Source organism: Paenibacillus sp. MCAF9, assembly GCF_052114265.1.
Taxonomy (GTDB): Bacteria; Bacillota; Bacilli; order Paenibacillales; family Paenibacillaceae; genus Pristimantibacillus.
Window position 1 is genome coordinate 18,540 of the sequence record NZ_JBFREL010000039.1, and the last position, 22,200, is coordinate 40,739.

At 45.9% G+C, this 22,200-nt stretch carries 17 protein-coding genes; 6 read left to right on the forward strand and 11 right to left on the reverse strand.

Annotated elements, in window-relative coordinates:
- Nucleotides 1-5: 5 nt before the first annotated feature.
- Nucleotides 6-1,751 (reverse strand): ABC transporter ATP-binding protein, encoded by a 1,746-nt coding sequence (locus tag AB4Z45_RS29965; protein WP_441912992.1) that lies wholly within the window; start codon nt 1,749-1,751, stop codon nt 6-8.
- A gap of 228 nt (nt 1,752-1,979) precedes the next feature.
- Between AB4Z45_RS29965 and AB4Z45_RS29970 the strand changes: the two genes are divergently transcribed.
- Nucleotides 1,980-2,969 (forward strand): N-acetylglucosamine kinase, encoded by a 990-nt coding sequence (locus AB4Z45_RS29970; protein ID WP_441912994.1) that lies wholly within the window; start codon nt 1,980-1,982, stop codon nt 2,967-2,969.
- A gap of 108 nt (nt 2,970-3,077) precedes the next feature.
- The gene (locus AB4Z45_RS29975; protein ID WP_441912996.1) at nt 3,078-3,764 is read left to right on the forward strand and encodes a class I SAM-dependent methyltransferase; all 687 of its coding nucleotides are present in this window, start codon (nt 3,078-3,080) and stop codon (nt 3,762-3,764) included.
- Between the two features lie 9 nt (nt 3,765-3,773).
- Here the strand turns inward: AB4Z45_RS29975 and AB4Z45_RS29980 are convergent, their stop codons facing one another.
- Genes AB4Z45_RS29980 through AB4Z45_RS29990 form a run of 3 tightly spaced genes read right to left on the reverse strand, consistent with a single transcriptional unit; the run spans nt 3,774 to nt 6,481 of the window.
- The gene (locus AB4Z45_RS29980) at nt 3,774-4,391 is read right to left on the reverse strand and encodes a class I SAM-dependent methyltransferase (protein WP_441912998.1); all 618 of its coding nucleotides are present in this window, start codon (nt 4,389-4,391) and stop codon (nt 3,774-3,776) included.
- A gap of 21 nt (nt 4,392-4,412) precedes the next feature.
- The gene (locus AB4Z45_RS29985; RefSeq protein WP_441913000.1) at nt 4,413-4,988 is read right to left on the reverse strand and encodes a class I SAM-dependent methyltransferase; all 576 of its coding nucleotides are present in this window, start codon (nt 4,986-4,988) and stop codon (nt 4,413-4,415) included.
- A gap of 44 nt (nt 4,989-5,032) precedes the next feature.
- Nucleotides 5,033-6,481, reverse strand: a complete 1,449-nt coding sequence (locus AB4Z45_RS29990; protein ID WP_441913002.1) for a DEAD/DEAH box helicase — start codon at nt 6,479-6,481, stop codon at nt 5,033-5,035.
- 260 nt (nt 6,482-6,741) lie between these two features.
- Here AB4Z45_RS29990 and AB4Z45_RS29995 point away from each other — a divergent pair, with 260 nt between their 5' ends.
- Nucleotides 6,742-8,982: a GDYXXLXY domain-containing protein gene (locus AB4Z45_RS29995; protein WP_441913003.1), complete on the forward strand. Its 2,241-nt coding sequence runs from the start codon at nt 6,742-6,744 to the stop codon at nt 8,980-8,982.
- A 186-nt stretch (nt 8,983-9,168) separates the two neighbouring features.
- Here AB4Z45_RS29995 and AB4Z45_RS30000 read toward each other — a convergent pair whose 3' ends face one another.
- Both AB4Z45_RS30000 and AB4Z45_RS30005 read right to left on the reverse strand, forming a co-directional pair.
- Nucleotides 9,169-9,630: a hypothetical protein gene (locus tag AB4Z45_RS30000; protein WP_441913005.1), complete on the reverse strand. Its 462-nt coding sequence runs from the start codon at nt 9,628-9,630 to the stop codon at nt 9,169-9,171.
- A 133-nt stretch (nt 9,631-9,763) separates the two neighbouring features.
- Nucleotides 9,764-10,087, reverse strand: coding sequence for an MGMT family protein (locus AB4Z45_RS30005; RefSeq protein WP_441913006.1), 324 nt, complete (start codon nt 10,085-10,087; stop codon nt 9,764-9,766).
- 455 nt (nt 10,088-10,542) lie between these two features.
- Between AB4Z45_RS30005 and AB4Z45_RS30010 the strand changes: the two genes are divergently transcribed.
- A complete protein-coding gene (locus tag AB4Z45_RS30010) occupies nt 10,543-10,983 on the forward strand; it encodes a DUF1641 domain-containing protein (RefSeq protein WP_054025638.1) in 441 nt (146 codons plus the stop codon).
- 36 nt (nt 10,984-11,019) lie between these two features.
- Complete coding sequence (locus AB4Z45_RS30015; protein WP_076266432.1) at nt 11,020-12,201, forward strand: NAD(P)/FAD-dependent oxidoreductase; 1,182 nt, start codon at nt 11,020-11,022, stop codon at nt 12,199-12,201.
- Nucleotides 12,202-12,266: 65 nt separating this feature from the next.
- Here the strand turns inward: AB4Z45_RS30015 and AB4Z45_RS30020 are convergent, their stop codons facing one another.
- From AB4Z45_RS30020 to AB4Z45_RS30030, 3 genes are read right to left on the reverse strand one after another with little or no spacing between them, the layout of a single operon-like run.
- Nucleotides 12,267-13,808, reverse strand: coding sequence for an extracellular solute-binding protein (locus tag AB4Z45_RS30020; RefSeq protein WP_441913009.1), 1,542 nt, complete (start codon nt 13,806-13,808; stop codon nt 12,267-12,269).
- Nucleotides 13,809-13,862: 54 nt separating this feature from the next.
- Nucleotides 13,863-14,732 (reverse strand): carbohydrate ABC transporter permease, encoded by an 870-nt coding sequence (locus AB4Z45_RS30025; protein WP_441913011.1) that lies wholly within the window; start codon nt 14,730-14,732, stop codon nt 13,863-13,865.
- 18 nt (nt 14,733-14,750) lie between these two features.
- Nucleotides 14,751-15,695 (reverse strand): ABC transporter permease, encoded by a 945-nt coding sequence (locus tag AB4Z45_RS30030; RefSeq protein ID WP_441913013.1) that lies wholly within the window; start codon nt 15,693-15,695, stop codon nt 14,751-14,753.
- 254 nt (nt 15,696-15,949) lie between these two features.
- Between AB4Z45_RS30030 and AB4Z45_RS30035 the strand changes: the two genes are divergently transcribed.
- Nucleotides 15,950-18,250 (forward strand): helix-turn-helix domain-containing protein, encoded by a 2,301-nt coding sequence (locus AB4Z45_RS30035; protein WP_441913015.1) that lies wholly within the window; start codon nt 15,950-15,952, stop codon nt 18,248-18,250.
- A 71-nt stretch (nt 18,251-18,321) separates the two neighbouring features.
- Here the strand turns inward: AB4Z45_RS30035 and AB4Z45_RS30040 are convergent, their stop codons facing one another.
- Entirely contained in the window at nt 18,322-19,269 is a 948-nt protein-coding gene (locus AB4Z45_RS30040) for a YbjN domain-containing protein (RefSeq protein ID WP_441913017.1), read from the reverse strand.
- Between the two features lie 24 nt (nt 19,270-19,293).
- Complete coding sequence (locus AB4Z45_RS30045; protein ID WP_441913019.1) at nt 19,294-22,098, reverse strand: hypothetical protein; 2,805 nt, start codon at nt 22,096-22,098, stop codon at nt 19,294-19,296.
- Nucleotides 22,099-22,200 lie beyond the last annotated feature (102 nt).

Consider the following 22,200-nt stretch of genomic DNA (forward strand, 5'->3'; position numbering starts at 1 on the left):
CTTACTTAAGAAGCCGTTTTATTCACTCGAAGCTGTCCATTAGCGAATTCTCGATACATGGTATGGCTAGCATATAATTGATCATGCGTTCCTACCCCGGTAATGACGCCTTTCTCTAGGAAGACGATCGAATCCGCATCAACAACCGTCGACAAGCGATGGGCAATAACGACAGTCGTCCGTCCAATCATTAGATTTTTCAGCGCGTCCTGCACCACTTCTTCTGACTTGCTGTCGAGATTAGACGTCGCTTCGTCGAGCATAAGGATATGCGGATCACGCAGCAGCGCCCTTGCAATGGCAATCCGCTGCCGCTGCCCACCCGATAGCTTAATGCCGCGCTCGCCAACCTCGGTCTCATAGCCCTCAGGCAATGCATCAATAAAACCATCTGCATAAGCCATTCGTGCAGCCTGCTCGATTTCCTGCTGCGTCACCTCATGCGTCAGACCGTAGCATAAATTGTCTTTGATCGTGCCTGCGATAATCGGGCTCTCCTGCGAAACGTAGCCAATCTGGCTGCGCCATGAACGCAGAGACGCGTCTCGGATGTCCGTTCCGCCAAGCCTAATCGCCCCGGATGTCGGGTCGTAGAACCTCTCCAGCAGCGAGAACAGCGTCGTTTTGCCGCTGCCGCTCGGGCCGACCAGTGCCGTTACTTTGCCCGCTTCAATCGTCAGGCTCACATCCCGCAGGATCGGCTCATCGGGCTTATAGGCAAATGATACATTTTCCACCTGCAAGGTTTGGTCCATCTGGGTTACTTCCTTGCCATTATCTTGATCTTCTTCATCGGATTCTAATATACCAATAATGCTGTCCGTCGCGCCCATTGCCTTCTGAAATTGCGTAAAAAATTGTGAGATCTGCGTGATCGGCAGCATGATTTGGAACAGGTACATAATAAAGGCGACTAATTCACCCGCAGTCATCTTACCTGATGATACTTGAACACCGCCAAAGCCGATTAAGCATACCAGCAGCAATAAGATGATAAAAGTGACGATTGGCGAAATAAGCGCCTGCATGCGTGCTTCCTTTAAACCAAAACCAAACAAATTCTGAATGCCGACGCGTCCTTGCTCATATTCAGCAGGCTCGGAGCCGGATGCTTTGACCAGCCGAATCTCCGACACCACACGATTTACGACGGAAGTAAATCTTGCGTTCTCCGCCTGCGTGGATTTGGATATGCTGTACATTTTCCGTCCAATCGGCACCATAATGAGTGCGGCCAAAGGGAAGACGGTTAACATGATAAGCGTCATCTGCCAATTCATATAGAAAAGAATCGACAATGCACCGATAATGGACAAAATGCCTGTGAAAAAACCAGTTACATGCTCCGTAATAAGACCCTTTAGCAGCGCTGTATCATTAGTCAGCCGACTAATCGTATCGCCGGAGGATTTGTTGTCATAATACGGGACTGGCAAGCGCAGCAGCTTGCTCCATAACCGCTCTCGGATAGACGAGACGATCTTATTGCCGCTGTAATGCAGCAGGTAAACAGACACGCCTCCAGACACAACCTGCGCGATAAAGGCAGCCGCCATCCAGACAATTTGCCCCGTGCTCAATGACCCCAGCGAGAAGCCATTAACCATATTTTTCGTGAATAGGGGTATGGTCAAGCTAACTAGCGTCGTAATGACGCTCAAAATAACCGCAATAGACAGCATCATCTTCGGGGGATTCGTCTCCATAATCAGCCCTATGAATCGCTTGACGTTGCTATTTTTATTTTTCATCAGTATCACTCCTGTATCTCTCTATTCTCTCCACTACAGTTCCTACTTTACCTTGCCTGTTTAAACGCAATATAAACAACGAGGCTATCGCTGCGTATTAAACAAGCCATTCTCACTTTTTGTAATCCGCCACTTCCTCTATATGGTAAATTGAGGTAAAATAATGCGATAGTTTGACCAAGCGTTCGTTCGACGCCTCACAAGCCACTACGAATAGGAGAGTTGCCTATGCATTTGCAAGAAGAGCAGGTTGTAATTGGAATAGACGGCGGCGGGACTCATACCCGCGTCATGGTTTGCAGCCATAGAGGACATGTGCTTTCTTATTTGGAACGAGGCTCCGCCTCTATTTACAAAGACGAGAGGGCAGCTGAAAATGTGCAAGGAGCTATAGCCCAAGCACTGCAGCAAGCTGGCCGAACTCCTGAACATGCGCTGGCGCTGGTTGCCGGCATTGCAGGCTTCGATTCGCCATCTGACCTCGAATGGATTCAGACATTAACAAAACTTCCGGGACTTACCTGCCCGATGTGGCATGTAAACGATGCGGTCTCGGCTCATAGAGGCGCATTAATGGGCGAACAAGGCATCGTCGTTATCGCTGGAACGGGCTCGATTATCGTAGGCATGACGGACGACGGACAATTGATTCGCAACTATGATTTTCACCATTATGCAGCTAGCGCAGCGAGATTTGTTGCCTATGATGCTGTATATGAGATGCTGGCTGGCAATTGTGATGATACAGACCGTGAGCTTTGCGAAGCCATGCTTGTTCATTGGGATGTTCCAACGGCCCAGCAGCTTGCTGATATAGCCAAAAAAGGCTTTGTGGATGATCGCCGTGCACGAGACAAGCAGTTTGGGAAGTTCGCTCCTGCGGTTACTGAAGCCGCCGAACGTGGTAGCTCTCTCGCTATCCGCGTGTGCAGCCGTGCCATCGATCAAATCAAGGTAGGCATCGAAATGATTGCTGCCTCCTTCTATAGTGATGAGGTTGCTGTTACCTTCACAGGCAGCGTTGCAAACAGCCCTTATTTTATTCGCGAGCTGGGCGAGCAGCTTCGGCAAGGAAACAACAAGCGCTACACCGTTGTTCAGCCTAAATTCCCGCCTGTAGTCGGCTCTGTTTTACTCGCGTTGAAGCAGCTGGATATTGCCATAAATGATGACGTAATCCATAACCTAAGTGAATATACATTTGTGACTGCTGAATAGAAGCTTGGTCGCACGTGAACCGTTTAGAACATGGCTATTGACCTTTCCGTTACGTATACCTTTAAGCTAGGGAGGAATCATTTTGAACCCTACTGAGGAGGAATTGCAATGCCAGACCATGATGTTATTTATAAGGAGGAAGCGGCGCGTTATCATGAATTAATCGCGAAGCAGCCGAGCGTGCAGCATTGGATCGAAGAGATTAGACCAATTAGAGGATTGGATATTGTAGATCTTGGTGCCGGCTCCGGCAGACTGACTGCCGTACTAGCCGATCAGGCCAAAACGATTGTTGCGCTTGATGCGTACGAACCTATGCTGCACGTAGCGGCAGAACGATTACGTTCTGCTGGCTATACGAATTGGAGAACGCAGGCTGCTGATCATCGCGAGCTGCCTCTTGCGAGCCAAAGCGCGGATCTCATCGTTTCCGGCTGGAGTATTTGTTACTTAGGCAGCGATAATCTACCGAACTGGGAGCAGAACATACGGCAGGTTATGAGCGAAATGAAACGTGTGCTCCGCGGTAACGGAACCATTATTATTTTCGAGACGATGGGCACTGGCTTCGAAACACCAAACCCGCCTGACTTTTTGAAAAAATATTACGCTGCACTCGAGCAGGATTATGGTTTCTCGCACAAATGGGTACGAACGGATTATGCCTTTGACAATGTGGAACAAGCGGAGCAATTAACACGTTTCTTCTTTAGTGATGAATTAGCAGACAGGGTAGCGCGGGACAAGCTCGTCCACCTGCCCGAATGCGCTGGTATTTGGTGGCTTCATTTGTAATCAAGCGTGTTAGCCTGATTTTTCTACACACCAAGTAGTCATGCAGCGTTTGTCTGCCACGATAACGGTTTTGAGCGGCTCGAATAAATGCCCGCTCAGCTTTGCCGTCATTCCAAGCAGTTTTTCCTCCGTAACCAGAAAACGTCTGCTTCCGTCAGGAAGCAGATATTGTCCTTCACCAAGCGGCTGCATACGGGACTCCATGCCAATGGAGGAGGCCAACCTAGCGAACAGCTTCCCGCCTGGCTTAAGCACGCGCCAGAGCTCGTCAACCATTTGATCAAAATGCTCCTCATTATCGGCAAAATGCAGAACCGCGCTGCTAATAATAAAGTCAAAGCTGGCATCGGCGAAGCTCATCTGCTCTACCGCTTCCACGCGTGCCTGCTCTTTCGCCCATTTAGGAGCTATCAAGTCCGCTAACCGCTGCAACTCTTGAATAGCCGTCTCTGATCGATCGATTGCAAATACGTCATAGCCGCTGCGAAGCAAATACGTTAGGTTTCTCCCTGAGCCGCAGCCTGCATCAAGAATGCGCATATCCTTTGTCAGTGATCCCTTTAGCAGCTGATCAAATAAATAAATATCGATGCGGCCAAATTGCTCCTTCAATTCCATCTCCATCATTTGCTCCTCCTTCTATGATGTTTACTTTACCTTGTATACATATACCTTCGTCCGATACATATCACGGCAAATAAGAGTACGCTCAGGCTCCCAGTCCGGCAGCGCAAAACATACGCTTATGACATGTGCACCCGGCTTTAATTGCTCGTGAAAAATAAGACCTAAACGCCGCATCGCGCCCGGATAGAGGTAACACACAACCATATCCACATCCCGGTACGAATATGTGTACAAGTCGCCCTTTTTAAACGATACATTCGTTCGATTTTCGAGTTTCGCAGCCATAAAAGATATCCACATGGGGATAACTGAATTTTCGATCCCGATGATTCGCAGGTTTCTGCTGGTTCTCCCCGCTTGAAGCGCGAGCGTACCCCAGCCAGAGCCCGCCTCCACCATAACGCCGCGGCTTTGCAGCCGTCTGATCTCATCAACTACAACGCGCCGTACCGGCGCTGAGGAAGGCATAGGCGATATCCCGTTCCGCCAGCTTGCATATACGATGGACAGCAAGGCAATCAGCACGATAGCTGCCACGACCAGCAATACATTCTGATAGATGAAGCTTTCCACGATGATCCCCCTATCTTGTTTCATGGAGGATTCCGCTTTATTTCCCTAGTTTGAATCCGCTCTGTTAGTTAAGACTTATTCCCTCTGCGAACCTTCAGCTGCTTGCCCTTCACTGTCGTATTTCGCATAACCTCCAGCACTAGCGAGCCTTTGCCATTCAAAATTTCAACATCGGTAACATTATCCAAAATCGTAATAATACCAATATCTTCCACGGACACGCCTTCTATTTTGGCAATGGTTCCGACAAAATCGACCGCTCTAAGCTTCTTTTTCTTGCCGCCGTTAAAGTTAAGCTTCATAATCTGCTTGTTCAGCTGCTCGCGCTTGTCTTTTTTGAGAACAGGACCAATATTGAGCTTCTGTTCAAAATCTTCTCTGCGAAGGTCAACCGCTTCTTCGGATGGCGCCTTCGCTTTGTTAATGCTAAATCCGATGTAGCCTTCTATTTCAGCTAGGCGCCTTGCATCCTTAGATGCTGCGAAGGTGATCGCTTTACCCGTTTTGCCAGCCCGTCCCGTTCTGCCCGTACGATGAACATAACTTTCCTTCTCCAGCGGAATATCAAAGTTGATGACATGCGTAATATTCGTAATATCAATGCCTCGAGCTGCAACATCCGTTGCAACCAAATAACGGAATTGCCCTCTGCGGAACGCATTCATTACTTCAAAACGCTCATCCTGCTCCATGCCGCCATGGATGCGGTCGCACGGATATTCGAGCTCCGCCATTTGTCTGAACACTTGATCCACATTCTCCTGTGTCCGGCAAAAAATAATACAGCTGTCCGGATTTTCGACGATCATCACGTCTTGGAGCAGCTTAAACTTATCTGCTTCCTTCACCTCAATAACCGAGTGCTCAATCGTAGCAGTCGTAAGTCCCTCTGCCTTGATCTCTACTTGTACAGGAGTGTTCATATATCTATGCGCTAGCTTAGCTACATCCTCAGGGAACGTTGCAGAGAACAGCATCGTCACTCGATCCGTAGGCAGCTGCCCAATAATAGCTTGTACCTGCTCGATAAAGCCCATGTTCAGCATTTCGTCCGCTTCGTCGATGACTAAATATTTGATTCGTTCGATGGGAAGTGTTCCACGCTCAATGTGATCATGTACGCGTCCAGGCGTCCCTACGACCATATGCGTTCTTTGCTTAAGCTCGGCTCTCTGGATATGGAAAGGCGCTTTACCGTAGACGGCCATCGATTTGATCCGCTTGAAGCGGCCGATATTTGTAATGTCCTCGTTGACTTGCAGTGCCAGCTCCCTCGTTGGCGTCAGCACAAGCACCTGAGGCTTGTTTTCGTTCCAATCAACCAGCTCGCATAATGGAATACCGTAGGCTGCCGTCTTGCCGCTGCCTGTTTGTGATTTAACGACCAAATCCTTTTGCTCAAGCGCAACCGGAATAACCTCGCGCTGCACCTCCGTTGGCGTTTCGTAGGACAAACTCTCCAACGCTCGAACGATTTCTTGGCTTAACGCATAATCCGCAAACTTTATTTCACTCATCTATAGACCTCTTCCGCACTTTAGTAGTTAAATCTTTCGTAACCTTAAGAATAGCATATTAACGGCCCATTTGATTCATAAACCTTTGTACAGCCCAGCTTTCAAAAATTATTTGTTAGATCAACCGCTAAATCGGGTTATATCGTATAAGAGCTTGCTTCGCTCTAAGCAAGGCAGTACTACAAAAAGTGAGTACTAGTTCACTTTGGATTGGGTCATTATAATAAAAGCCAGATCAACTAGAAAGGCTTGTGAGTGCTATGCTTCGATTAAATGTTGCGCGTGTTGGATTTCTAATGGGCGTTTCACTTCTGCTTGCTTCCATCATCTATTTCTTCGCGGCGAACTGGGGCGGCCTGGTCCGCGCCGATAAAATTCTCGCGTCTGCCGGCATCATGGTGTTATTCTATGGCGCTGCTTTCGTATTTTCCAAAATGAAAATAATGCTTGGGCATCACTATTTTTTGTCTGTTACTTTTCTAGTCGGCGGCTGTGTCGCGTTTGGCGTGGCGGTTGCCCTTCTAAATCAAATATATAATTCGCATGCAGACACCTATGAGCTGTTTCTCGTCTGGTCCATTCCTGCCCTGCTGCTTGCGTTCATTACCCGCTTTAATCCTTTTTATATCCTTGCCTATATACTCGTTCATCTAACCCTGTGGCAATACTTTTTCCCAAGCGCGTATTCCATCGTCCATAGCGACCAAGAAATTTTGCTGATTGGCTGGTTATTTGCGCTTATCAATCTTATTTTATTCGCATTAATAGAAGCCAAACGTCTCGCATCAGCGCCGCTTAAATATATTAGCTTTATTGTCTTTCATATTTCTTTGCTCGTCTTGACAAGTTCCGATCTATACGAACATTATGGCGCATGGATGAACGTCGCAAGCGCTGCGGCAATCGCGTTCGGATTCTATTATTTCACCCAAGTGCGTCTGGACAAAATGATGCTTACCCTTAACGCGCTGGCTGCTTCCGCTTTCGCTGTATTTAAATATTTTGAGCTGATGTCCGAGCATTATTCCACCTTATTTTTTATATTTGGACTCCTCTTTGTCGCTTTATTACTTACAGCCAACGTCTTTTTCTTCCGTTACTTAAACAAGCTCGGCAAGCATCAGTCAAGCTCTAATGACCCAGCTGACCAAGCATCCCATCCATCAGAAGAACATAAGAGCACTCTTGTTGGCAAAATCGCATTCACAATCGTTACCGTAATCGGTGTTTTGATTGGCAGTATCTCCTTAGTAGGCTTAGTACTATTAGCCTCTGGTGAAGTCCCGCCCGAAAACATTTTATTTGTCCTGTCACTGCTGTTTATTATTCCAACACTGCTGCTGACGCGCTTAAATACGGCTGTACGCTACACCGTGCTTACGATTGGATATATAGCTGGACTTATCTCGACCGCTTGGATTGATACTTCAGCCTTGTCTATTTTTTTCATAGCGGTACTGCTTGTCGGATGGTTCAAATGGCAAGGAAGGGTACCGCATTTCTTTATCTACACCTTACTGAATATCAATATCGCTATTCTTCTGTTTCAGTTATTTGGATCTGTTCATAATGCGGCTTCCTTCATCGTGTTCATCGTAACGTCGCTCAATGCAGTCATTTACGCAAGTCACCATCTGCTTAGGGAAGGCGCATTCAAGATTCATGTAAGAGAATGCGGTTGGTTCTTTACTTTGCTGCTTCTATTTTGGCTAACCTTTATGGATAACATTTTCCCTTACTCATATGAGCTATTTAATATATTGAATTTCATTGTAGTTACGATCGCAGCCTTTCTATTTGTTAGGCGCAGCCAAGCTCTTGAAGCAGCAATTAGCTTCGTATTCTGGTTCATCTTCCTTGCGTTCAAATATTACGACTTGTTCTGGACGTTATTGCACAAGTCGATTACGCTCGCTCTGCTTGGCGTGATTATCATAGCAGCTACTTATATTTACGCCTATAGAACACGCGCAGCAGTATCTGAGCAAGCAGACTCATTCAGCCGATTGCTGCGCAGAAGCCCCGCTCTCATTGCTATCGTGGTAGTGCTGCAGCTCGGTTATGTCGGTTACCATGCCGCAGTAAGCGAAATATTGCTCTCGAGCGGCACTCCGATTAAGCTGGCCATCGTGCCGCTTGATCCACGATCCATTTTGCAAGGCGATTATGTAGCGCTTCAATACAATATTTCGGCACCGCCAGATCACATCGCTCAGGAACTGGAAAGACGTCCAAGCAACAGCCGAATTAAGGTCGTGCTTCAACAAGGTGCGGGCGGCGTATACAACTTGGATCGTTTATATAAAAAAGGTGAGCCTTTAGCTGACAAGGAAATCATTATTAACGGTTCCACTAGCGGCTGGAGAAACATCCAGTACGGCATAGAATCTTATTTTGTACCCGAAGGCACTGGGCTGGAAACGGAGCAAAATGCCCGCTTTGCGTATGTCATGGTTGGAACAAAAGGCGACGCTATTCTAGAGAAATTAACGAAAGAATAGTGCTGTATAATTGACCGCCAATAAACAAAAAAAGAAGCAGGACCTATACAGCGCAACAGCTGTGGAGGTCCTGCTTCTTTCAAAATAGAAGGAAATATTTTATTTGCTTCTACTTAGCTTATATTTGCCCAACAACGCAGCTTCCGTTTGCTGAGGACGTTGATGGCTTTTTTCATATTCTTTCGATTATCCGTGCATCAGTTTGTTCAATTCCGTAAATTCCTCTAAATAACCGTTTCTCTCCAGCTCCATCAATGCCTTCCGAATGCTAACCTCATCCTCGCCAGATTGATCTGATAGTGCTAAGAGCTCAGGCAATGTAATGTTTTTATGCTCCTTGCAATACGTGAGCAGCCCTTTGGCTGCCCAAGATAAGCGATCATCCTGGAATTCACCGATCATTTTACGGAACAATTTATGTGGGATTAGCTGCTCGTCAACTAAGGCTTGCATCGCTTTTATTGCAAGTTTTGTCGTCATACGGCCTTTTTTGGCAACCTCGTCTAAGGTGAGCGATGCGGAATCCGCCGTGCTTGAGCTGAGTACGATATAAATCATTTGCGAATAAATATCCAAGCTTTGGTTATAAAAGATTTCGGTGGAAACAGTGAAGTTTCTAACGTTTCCCGGTGTAATTTCTGATGTCATGTTCTTTCTCTCCCTTCCGAATGGTCTATACCATAATAAAGGTTCGGATACGGGGTTTCAAATGGGGCCTCATTAGAAAAAGTTAATCGCAGCCGTTTAACCGCGAAGAAGCATAATTTTCATCCGGGCAAGGTCATCTTTCTTCTTCTCTTTCCGGATTGTAGCGGTATTTTTCCAAATCAATTCGCCCGTCCTCGCTCGCTGAAACACCTTCCTCTTTTAAATAAAAGATCTGCATGTAACGAGATTCCTCCTCTTGAATCGATATCTCCCCTTTTGCATTAACAACTCTGTGCCAGGGAAGATTATAAATGCCGCTTAGCGAATGCAGAACACGGACAACCTGCCTTGCCCCCCTGCGATTGCCAGCCAGCTCTGCGACTTGCCCATAGGTCATTACGGTGCCTTCCGGAATCGCCTTAATAATGGATACGACTCTTTGCGTATAGGGCTGCATATTAAAACTCCTTTTATGTATGTTTTTAATCATTGTTTTTTATTATCATAACTGAATTGCGCTTCATTTACGCTTGTTGAACGATAAAGCGTTTGAAATCACATTAAATCATCCAATTTAATATCCATAAATTGGATGATTAATCAACGAACAGCAGCTATATGCCTGAATGCCAGCAATATTCCAAATCTTTTTACCGAAAGCAATAAATTTCTTTTTAACTTTTGGTGAAAACGATGTAGAATAGAAACAAAGGGTTTAATCCGATTACGTCATACGCGCATTCACATCCTTCTGCCTCATGCAGAAATAAGACTGTTACGTCCGTATAAACATTTTTCGAGTAACTATGTGAAAAGTGTAACAATCTTTCAGGATGCATCTTAGGCTTTAGCGGCTGACACAATTGAGACTACAACTTACTTTCAAATTTACGTAAAGGAGGACATTCTATTATGTCACAACCATCTGCTGGACAAGAGGTTGCAGCTAGCCTCGTCGAAGAAAAACAAACGTTGGATGTACTTGATCAATTGATGAAGCCGGAGGTTCAAGAGTCTCTAACTGTACTCGTGGACAGCCTGCCTAAATTAGCTGAAATGGTTACTCTAATGACCAAAGCTTATGATTTTGCACAAAACATCGCTACAGACAAAGTGTTGATCAACGATTTCGCTCAAGGTATCGGTGAATTCGTTAAACCGGTTCAAGAGAAAGCAAAAGGTATCGCAACAGCAGCTATTGAAGCTGGCGAGCGCTCGCAAGAAGCGGCTAACTCTTCTGTTGGCCTATTCGCTATGTTGAAAATGCTTAAAGATCCGGAAGTTCAAAAAACGCTACGTTTCGCGCAAGCTTTCCTTAGTGTTTTGTCTGAACGCAAAAACGATAAAGTATAATACACCGAATACGTATAGAACGAACGGAGGATGAACATGTCGAAGCAAATACTAATTCTTGGTGGCGGTTATGGCGGTCTTCTTACTGCTCTAACAGCACGCAAACATTTGACTGCAGCAGAAGCTAGCATCACAATCGTAAACCGTTTTCCAACTCACCAAATCATTACTGAGCTGCACAGACTTGCTGGGGACACAATTGCTGAGCAAGCAGTTGCTCTACCGCTTAGCAAGCTTCTAGGCGACAAACAAGTTAACATCATCGTTGACTCGGTTAAAGAAATTAAACCTAACGAGAAGCAAGTGGTTCTTGAAAGCGGACAAGTACAAAAGTACGACACCCTTGTTGTAGCACTTGGAAGTGAAACGAACTACTTCGGCATTCCAGGATTGGAAGAGAACAGCCTTGTTCTTAAATCCGTTGCTGATGCTAACAAAATCCGCAAGCATGTTGAAGATCGTCTTGACGCTTACAAAAAATCAGGCAACAAAGCTGACGCAACAATCGTTGTTGGCGGCGGCGGCTTGACTGGCGTTGAGCTTGTTGGCGAATTCGCTGACAGACTTCCTGAGATTTGCCGCAGCAAAGGCATCGACTTCAATGATATTTCGCTGTATTGCGTAGAAGCCGGCCCTGCCGTTCTGCCAATCTTCCCGAAAGTATTGATCGATCGCGCTGTAACAAGCCTTGAGAAACGTGGCGTTAATTTCATCACTAGCGTAGCGATTACAGAAGCTACAAAAAGCTCCGTATCGCTTAAAGACGGTCGTACGATTGAATCCAGCACAATCATTTGGACTGGCGGCGTTAAAGGTAATCCAGTTGTCGGCAGCAGCGGACTTGCAGAAGACCGTGGTCGTTCACTTGTTACACCAACGCTTCAATCGACTTCACACGCTGATGTATTCCTTGCTGGCGACTGCGCAGTTGTATTCCCAGAAGGCAGCGAACGTCCTTACCCTCCAACAGCTCAGCTTGCTTGGCAAATGGGCGAAACGGTAGGCTACAATCTAGCGGTTCAAATCAAAGGCGGCGTTATGGATAAGTTTGTACCTGTATTCTCCGGAACACTTGGCAGCCTTGGCCGTAAAGATGGCGTGGGCACAATCGGCGGCAACGCGACACAGCTTAAGGGCTTGCCTGCTTCCCTTATGAAGGAAGCAAGTAACGTTCGTTACCTGTCGCATATTCACGGTTTGTTCGCACTAGCTTACTAATATACACAAACAAGAAGAAGGAGGGTAGCAGCCCTCCTTCTTTTTGTTTTACCCAACAGCTAGCCTTACTTCTGCAAGGCCTGCCATTCTTTAAATTGCTTCTGATATTCAGCGACAACCTTGTCTAATCCTGCAGCCTTTAAGCTTTGAAGAGCTGCTGGGAAGTATTTATCGTAGGATACCACGCCCATTTTAATTGGAATGATCTTCGATTTCACTTCGGATAGCACATTCGCATATTCAACAGCAATCGGCTCCGTATTTAGGCGGAAACCAAGAACAGGTGAGAATTCAACTGGATTCGATGGCTCTGTCGTTTGCATTTTCAAATAATCTTCCGGCGTCTTCACATCAAACAACATGTAGTTAATGTTGCCGATCATCCACGAATCAAAATAATATGATTCATCATTCGCGTCACGAATGAATTCTGCCGTACGCTCGCCTACCGCTTTGTAGTGCGTGCCTTCTTCCCCATATAGGAACAGGTTATGGTTATCCTTATTGCTGTACAGCCAGTTCAAGAACATAATAGCTGCTTCTGGGTGCTTCGATGTAATTGGAACTGCATTTGTATTTCCGAATGCCAAGTATTGAAGCAGCGGTTTCTCTTCTGCCAAATAACCCTCGCCTACTTTTGCTTCTGGATTATTTCTCGCAATTGCGATCGAAGAGTACAAAGCGCCGTTCGTGCTGTAAATAAAATCGCCCAGTGTCATGGCTTTGTCGCGCTCTTCCTTCTTATACGTCAAAATATCAGGGTTAATCAGCTTTTTCTCATAAAGCTGGCGGAAAAACTCTGCATCTTTTTTGAATTCTTCACTCTCGAGCCAAGAGCTTATATTGCCCGCTTGATCGACCTTGATGATTTGTTCGCGGTAATCTACAAAAAATGGCCATGAATCGTACGTACGGTGTAAAAATACTGGCGTAACATCCGTTTCCGTTTGAATATATAATTTCTTGTCGGAAGCTTGCTGCATCTTCTCAGCCGTTGCGATAAGCTCGTCCGACGTTTTTGGGAAAGGCATGCCTACTTTATCGAGCAAGTCTTGGCGGAAGCCAAGCGTACCCATCTCACCGCTGCCTGAGGTCTCATAGCGCCATACTGCCGGAACGGAATAGATTTTACCATCGATCTTTGCAGCATCCCATGCGTAGTCAGGAATGATTTTTTTCAGCTCTGGACCATACTTGTCAATGAGCTCATCGAGTGGCTGAAGCGCGCCTCGCCCAACATAGGAGCCTGTAGGCACGGAGCTGTTCTCCATAACATGAAGCATGTCGAACTCGTCACCTGTGCTCAGCATTAGGTTGGTTTTCTGATCCCAAGCATCCCAAGGGATAAAATTTATTTCCAGCTTAACGTTAACGCCGTCAGCCTTCAGCTTTTCATTTACTTTTTGAACAACCTCATCGGTATGAGGTTTGGCTGTACCCGGAATCACGTATTTCAGCGGCAATACTTCAGCGTTATCTCCTTCATTTCCACTGGCGTTGCCATTTGAACCCGCTTTGTCTCCCGCATTACTGCAAGCCATCATAAGAACGAGCATCATAACAATAACCAAGCTTGCCGGAATGAAGCGCATCTTCCTGTTGTTCATCTTGATTAACCCCTCTCTGAATCTTTAATTATATATGGCCCTAAGGCGACATATCTATCCTTTGACTGCTCCAACGATAAGACCCTTGATAATAAAACGCTGCAGGAACGGGTAAAGCAGTACGATAGGACCAATGGTTATGATAGCTACCGCCATTTTGAATGATTCGGTTGGAATCGTTATGTTGGAAGTGACCAAGCCCTGCATCTGGTTCACCATATTGATCTCGGATTGCAGCTTATACAATAAATATTGCAAAGGGTACAAGCTTTCTTTGTCGACCAGCATGATCGCGTTGAACCAATTGTTCCAGTAGCCTAATCCGTAAAATAAAGCGATCGTTGCCAGTACCGGCAAGGATAATGGAAATACGATGCGGAATGCGATATAGGCATCGCTTGCTCCGTCGATTCTTGCGCTCTCTAGTAGAGCTTCAGGCAGCTCCTGCATGAAATTGCGTACGAGAAACAAATTAAAGGGACTGAATATTAAAGTCGGTACGATAAGGGCAAGCAGATTGTTTTTGAACCCTAGAAGGTCATTCATCATGTACCAAGGCACAAGGCCTGCGTTAAAGAGCATCGTGATGAAGAAAAACAACGCGATTGGATTGCGGTAACGAACCTGTCGATTGGCAAGCATATAACCGGCCATTCCTGTGATGACGACTGCCGCTAAAGTACCAATAACCGTTACGCCGATGGAAACCCCATAGCTTTGCAGCAGCTGATCATTACTGCCGAATACCGATTTGTAGGCTTCTAGTGAAAAGTGATCCGGTATAAAGCTGTAGCCTTTTCTCAGGATAGACTCCTCATCCGAGAAAGACACGATGAGAACGAGCAGGATGGGAAGCGTACAAAGCAGTGCGAACAACAATACAAAAATCGTATTAACGATTTGAAATACATCTATTTTTTTCAAGCACATTCCCTCCTTTCCTTAGAACATCGCGCTATCTTTATTGAATTTCTTCACAATCCAGTTGGCAGATAGAACAAGCACAAATCCAACGACCGATTGATACAATCCAATTGCCATTGCGATTGCAGGATTGCCCGATGTACGAAGCGTTCGGAACGTATACGTATCGATAACATCCGTTGTCGAATAAAGCATGCCATTGTCGCCGATAATGGCGTAGATCATTCCGAAATCGGAGTAAAAGATTTTGCCGATCGCAAGCAGCGTTAGAATAGATACCGTCGGCATCAACATTGGAATCGTAATGGATTTAATTTGCTGCCAGCGATTGGCTCCATCGATTTTTGCGGCCTCATACAAGGAATCATCAATTGCTGTAATCGCTGCTAAATAGATGACGGCGGACATGCCCGTCTCTTTCCAGATGCTGAGCCCGACCAAAATCCATGTCCATGGCTTAGGATCGGAATACCAATTGTGCGAATCAAAACCAAACGTCTCCAGCATGTTGTTGATAAGGCCATGCTCGGTTGCAAACAAGCTGTAGACGATGTAGCTGACGATAATCCATGATAAGAAATGCGGGAACAACAGCGTCGATTGCGATACTCGCTTAAATACGCGTGAGCGAATTTCATTCAGTAGAATAGAAAATGCCAACGCGACAATCGTCCCAAATAAAATAGATAAAAAGTTCAGCTTAATCGTGTTCCAAGTGACCATCGCAGCAGCCGTTGAGTTGAAGAAAAACTCGAAGTTTTTCCATCCTACCCAGTCGCTCTCGAAGATGCCCTTTGTATAATTGAACTTTTGAAAAGCGATAACCATATAAGGCAGCGTCATATAACCGTATACGAATGTGTAAAGTATCGCCGGCAAGACGAGCAAATATGAAACCTTGTTCCGCTTAATGTCGGTAAAAAAAGTGTATCGCTTTTGCCGTTGACCTTTAGCCTTACTCACAGCAGCATCTCCCTTCATGATGATTTGTTTGTTTTCGGTGATTTCAGTATGCGCCGCGGCAAGTGCCGCTGAATAGTTAAAATCTTGATAAACCCTTTAAAATCAAGGCTTTTTGGGACTATAAAAATCAGTTAAACCTTCAATTTTTGCAAATATAGCGATAGAACGTTGCATTAAAGAAGGATGTATTTTAAAGTTTTCTAAATAAACGATGTAAGCGATTCATTTATTAACGGAGTAAGGAGACAGGCCCGATGAAATGGAAGCAATTATTTAATTATTCCGTTTACCGCAAGATGTTGATTTATTACATCCTACTCGTCGCTCTAGCTGTTCTAGCTGTCAGCAGCACCTTGTACTTTTTCTTTGCTTCCAAAACGGAAGAGACGATCAGCAAAAACGTCATTTCCATGCTGCAGCAAACGAGCTATACCTCCAGCATCGTCCATGAGCAAATCGAAACGATAGGCAACCATTTGTTAAGCAATAATCGAATCATCACCGTACTGATGAATAAAGAACATGATTATGTACAGGATCGTGACGCGATGGATATTCTTCTGGATATCCAGTCCACTTATCCGTTCATTAAATACATTGGCATTTATAACGATCATACGAAGCGGTATTTGAACACGGCGGGGACAACCTATGTGTTAAATGATTTGGAGAAGGAGCGAATTACGGATATCAATCACTTGCAGTATATGGAGCTGTTCGCAAACCAGCTTCGTATGCCAAACGCTCCAAGCACAAGCAAGCCGGAACATGTGCTCACTGCGATTTTGCGTCCAAACTATGCGCTTACCTCTGCATACAAAGGAGCTATCACCATCCATGTGGATGAACAGTATATTTTGAACACGATCAAAGCGATTAGCAGTGCTAACGATGATGTATTTGTCATGAATGCAGACGGGCTTGTATTATCCCATACCGATGCGAACCAGTTCATGCAAAGCTTCGCATCGATGCCCCATATCGAACGAATTTTGAATTCGTCCATGAATGCGGGGCATTTCAAAGCTAAAGTGAACGGATCGAAACAGCTGGTCACCTTTGTGAAATCAAACCAGCTTAATTGGTATTTTGTCAGCGTTAAGCCGTACCGACTGCTTATTTCGGATATTTCCGTATTGAGAACCTTCACGGGCTTGATTGCTATGGTCATTATTGCGCTTGGTGCATTAACAGCTTTTTTTGCCACAAATAAACTGTACAATCCGCTTGGCCGTCTAATTAAGAAAGTGCATGAGGTTACGGGCAACAAAAAACCGCTTGCTGAGCAAAATCAAAATGAATTTGCACTACTCTCTGAGGCCTTCTCCAACGTCATTGATCAAGCGAATATGGTTGAACTGGAGCAGAAGCAGTCTTTGCCGGTGCTAAAGAAAACCTATCTTCAGCATTTATTGCATGGAACGCTGCATGACTTATCTGCGACACATATGATCCAATCCGCGATTAATGAGTATTTTACCAGCTCGAATTATGTCGTTATCGTCGCGCAAATTGATCGGTTTACGGAGTTTGCGCAGCATAACAATCAGACGAAACAGGGACTTTTCCGCTTCTCTGTCAGTAATATTACGAATGAGCTGCTTCAGAAACACGCGAAAAACGAAACAATCGTTGTCGATGAGCAGACACTAGCCATTTTATTGTTTCTGGATTCGCCTTCCGTGCCCGAGCATATCTTATTAACACTTGGCGAAATTCAAGAAATCATCTACAGCTATTTCAAATTTACGGTTACGTTCAGCTTAGGAGAAACGGTTAAAGACAAATATGAAATTGATCGTTCCTTCGAATCGGCACAGGAATACGCCAAGTATCGTTTCTTCTACGGACATCAGGCTATTATTCATGAAGCTATGGTTGTTAAGGTCATGCAGCAAGCAAGTGTGTACCCTGCAGCAGCTGAGAAGAAGCTATGCGAGGAGCTTCGTTTAAACCACAATGACAAGGTCAATCAAGCACTTGATCAATTTATGAAGCAGCTGGGCGAGATGAGCTATTATCAGGCCATCTCCAGCGCAAATCAGCTTTTGAACGCCCTTTTGCGTGATTTTGACGGTGCGTTGCCCATTATGCAGGAATATTCCAAAGAATATTACGATACGGTTAACCAATTGCAGAAGCAGGAAACGCTTCAAGAAGTTCACTCGCTGCTTCGTCACTTCTGTACCCTTATCGGCCTCATGATGGACAAGAAGCAAACGACCAAAACAGACACGTTGATTGAATCGGTTTGCGCTTATTTGCATAAGCATTATCACGAGTCTGATCTGGGCATTGAAACGATAGCGGAGACCGTACAGTTATCTCCCGGCTACCTCGGCAAGCTGTTCCGCAGCCATACGCAGCTGTCGTTTAATGATTATTTAAAGAAAATTCGGCTGGAGGAAGCTACACGGCTTCTTACGACAACAAATGATTCCATTGCAGTCATCAGCGAAAGTGTCGGCGTGCTGAACACAACCTATTTCTTCACCCTGTTCAAAAAAACATACGGTATTTCACCCGCTCAGTACCGCGAACAACATACAAAATAAACACAAAAAGGGCTGTTTGCACAGGGGAGGGTACACCCTTCCTGCAAACAGCCCTTTTGTTATCTATGATATTAGCGTTTAAGCACTTCACGAATTTCAGAGAAATAAGACTCTACCGCTTCAAGGTGATTGCCGAGTATTCTGCTGAATACCTCAGAATCATACGTATTCCCGGCATAATAGGAGGATCGGAATCTTAGCTCGCCATCCTCATCATCCAGCTCGAAGCTGCCACTGAGGAGGTCCATGTTCTCGTTCAATAATAACAAGGCAAGCTCCTGGCGCTGATGCTCAGGGACGAGCTCCGGATAGACGGAATAAACCGCACAATAATCCTGGACCTCCTCAATCCGAATGAGACCAACCCAGCTTTCGCCTCTACTAGTAAATATAAGCTTGTACAGTTGATCGTCTATAACCTCATATTTCAGTTCATTGTCCGTTAGAAATGATGTGATATGCTCATTTAAAGCCCCATTTGCAATAGAAGGCTCTTCGGGTACTGAAATTCCTTGATCCATTTCTGCAGCCCACGCCGTCCTGAATCCCATCTTTAAGACGCCTTCATCCTTCAACGCTTCAGGCAAAACAACGCTTTGCTTTAATTCTAGCGCAAGCCAGCACTCGGTATGATCTAAGCTCAGCAGCTTGCTCGTTGGCTCCGTACTTGAGCGCACACTATCGAATATAGCTTCTGCATCGAATCCGTGCTGAGCAGCCAGCTTCGTCAAGCTTGGCCTTAGCGCGACATGAACTTCTACAGGTTGATTCTCATCCATAGCCGCGCTGCTGCCTGTCCTCATGCTGGCGAACAGGTTAAACCACTCGTTCTCCATAATATCCTGATAAGTTTGGCCGCTAACCTCGATCATCATCTGACAAGAAAGCGAGTCCTCGAAGCTTTGAAAATTAACTTTCCGCAAGACAGCAGGCACAGACTCTCCCGTCAGCGTATGGAAATTTATCGGCAGCTCTGTAGTAATGCTTGTATCTCCCGTATACTTCTGTTGTTTGGACATGACTACGATCACTCCTAGCAAATGTTAACCTATTTCGTGCCCCGCCAGTTCCCCTGCAATGGACCCTGCTCCACTCGCATCCTGTTCATATTTCAGCTTTCCAAGCCGCTTGGACTTCTCTACCGCTACATTCACGATGCCTGCCTCCACTTCGAATGACTTCGTTTGCATAACTTCTAGTGCAATCTCCCAGCCCTTGGACTTATTATCTTTATCCCATTTTTTTTCAAACCCGATACTCAGATCAAGAGAGCTTGCGAGCGCTATTTTGTTGCCTTCATCAATCGCACTCGCACTTGAATCACCCGTTAACCAACCTCGAATTGTATCATTGACAGTTTCATCGCCTTTGATTTTTTCGGCAAGGCTTTTGCCAGCTGCTTCAAATTGCGGAACCACAAATAACAAATCCGTCCCGGTATCTAGAGCTGATCCTATACCCTTCGCCGCCATATCCTTATCCTTTTTCACTTTGCTAGTGATGAAACCAACGAGATTTTTGGCCGAGCCTGCGACCGGTGTCGCTACTTTCGATGCAATCTTGACCCATTCGTCCGCATCTTCACCGAATTGGAATGGAATAGAGCCGCTAGCTGTAATTTCGAGCGATCTCAAATTATTGTTGATTACGGAGCCGGCGGCTTCGAGTCCAAAGGAGATATCGTTGCCACCGAGCTTCACCTTCGCTTCGGCAGATGCTTCCATAACATGCACATTCATACCCCTGCGGAGGGTTGCTGCCTTTTCCTTCAGCTTCGTCAGATCCGTTGCTCCGCCAAATCCGTTAGGCGCTTGTTTCTCAAGAGCTTCTTTGTCAAAGCGGCCTAAGAACTTGTAGCCAAGGGCTGCTCCCATCTCGGCTACCCCCGCATTCGCTTCAGCTTCCCCTTTAAACATCAAACCAATATCAACATGATTGTCTGCTTTTTGCAATTCCTGCTCCTCGATCATAGCTGCCCATATTTCTGCTTCTTCGACCTCCGCCATTCCGGACTTGCCTCCCATACCCCAGAGATAATCCGCTGCCCTATCGGAAATGTTTCTTATTTGCCTGTACATACCGTACGAGGTTAAATTCATGACACCGGCTGAATCTGTTCCTATGCTCTCCAGGAAGAAGCCCGCACGGAAATTGGCGTCGAAGCCAAACGACTGGAAGCCAGCTCCGAAAGTAATTTCAGCGGCCATCGTTAATTCTTTATCTTCCCTGCCTACCGAGCCTGCCAGTCCGAACAGAACATAAACGCCGCTAGCATGAACGGGTATTTTCAAATCAAAGCTGAACGAGCTGGAGTCGCCAATATTCGGCGCGGCAAGATCAAGCACCTTGCCTATGACGAAGAGCCCTTTGTTTAGCGTAGGAGCCTCTACTGTTTTTTTAATGGCTTTGCCGGCTATATCATCCGCCGTAACCTGCTCCTTCGTTTTCTCAGCAAGTGCCGTAAGCTGCGCAGCATCCGGCTTCGAGCCTGGCACCTTTTTATCGCCTTTCGTAATGCTTCGAACAGCGTTCACCGCTTCGGTTTGTTTGCTCTTCAGCAGTTCAATCGCTTTCTTCTCAGCACCAGCTAAAGCCGCTTCATTTACTTTTACACCCGCAGCGTTTGTACGTGCTACGCCATATGCTGAGGTTTGTGCTGCTTCTTTCAGCAGCTTCTTAATATCCCCTTCAGGCAGCACTCTTTTCGTGATATTGACTGCCTCAGTGGTCATAGCTGCATCGACAGAGCCCTTGGAGGTTGCATGTGCTTCCTTCTTTGCCATCATGCCGGTAAACTTCTTATCGAGCTGCGTTTTGCCCGATGTTAGTGCATTCGTGTCCAATTGATTGTCAATATCCGTTCTCGACTGCTCTCGCGCAGCATCTTTCATCTTCTGACGAAAAGCATTAAGTTCTTTGGATCTTCGCCAAGCGCCTCGTCCTACGCCGAGCTTCATAACGACAGCTTCCTTGATGGGTTCATACAGCTTATTCGTATAAACCGTATTAATAACAGCTGGCTGAACAAGCGTACTATCCATTTGATGCCGATTTTCCACTTCTGCTTTACCCAAATCGCCAACGTCTACACTGCTATCGAGAAATGCTGCACTTTGCTTAACCTTGTCCACAGCATCTTTTTTAATCTGTGCAAGAGATACATTAGACAACCGTTCAGCTTCAGCAGTTGCCTCCCTCGTCGCCTGTGCGTTCGCAGCTAACACTTGTTTAGCTAAAGGAACCTCAGGCCTTGCCTCCGTCTTGTTATAGCCTTCAATGAACTTATTCGCCAGCAGGCTCTTTTGGCTCGATGGAAGCTTGCTCACGACAGTATCGCTCGCATATTTCTTTAACGTATCGGATACGATGCCTTTTGCAGCTACATGTTCTGCAGCATAAAGCTTTTCATCAGCCTTCTCATGGGCCTCTGCTACACCGTTCTGATCGATATTCGCTTCTACCGCCGTCTTGGCTTTAGCCTGCAGACTGGCTCTTAGCGATGCTGTTTGTTTATCACTATTTAAGAACGTATGTATATGCTGACTCGTTTGCTGAATAAGCCCATCAAAGAGCTGCTGTGGTTTGACAGTGACCTGCGCATCACGATCTGCTTTGAGCTCATCCTTTCGCACATCTTTAGGTGACTTCTGAGGGGCAGTCGCAGCCCCGCCTACTAGTGCACTCGTAGACTGATTGCCTGCCGTCTGCTGCAATTGCAGGAGCTGCCCAGCATTCACAGCCGGTGATTGAGGTGATTGCTGTGGCTGCGCAGGCGCAGTGCTTTGCGCTGGAGGAGCTGGTTTTGGTTTAGCAACGGTTGGATTCGAGCTTCGTGAGAAAAAAGGCATGGACGGCCCACCTCTATATAGTCTTATATACTAAACGGATATGATGAAAATAAATGGAACATATTACTATTATACACTAGGGTTACTAGACTTAAAGAACTG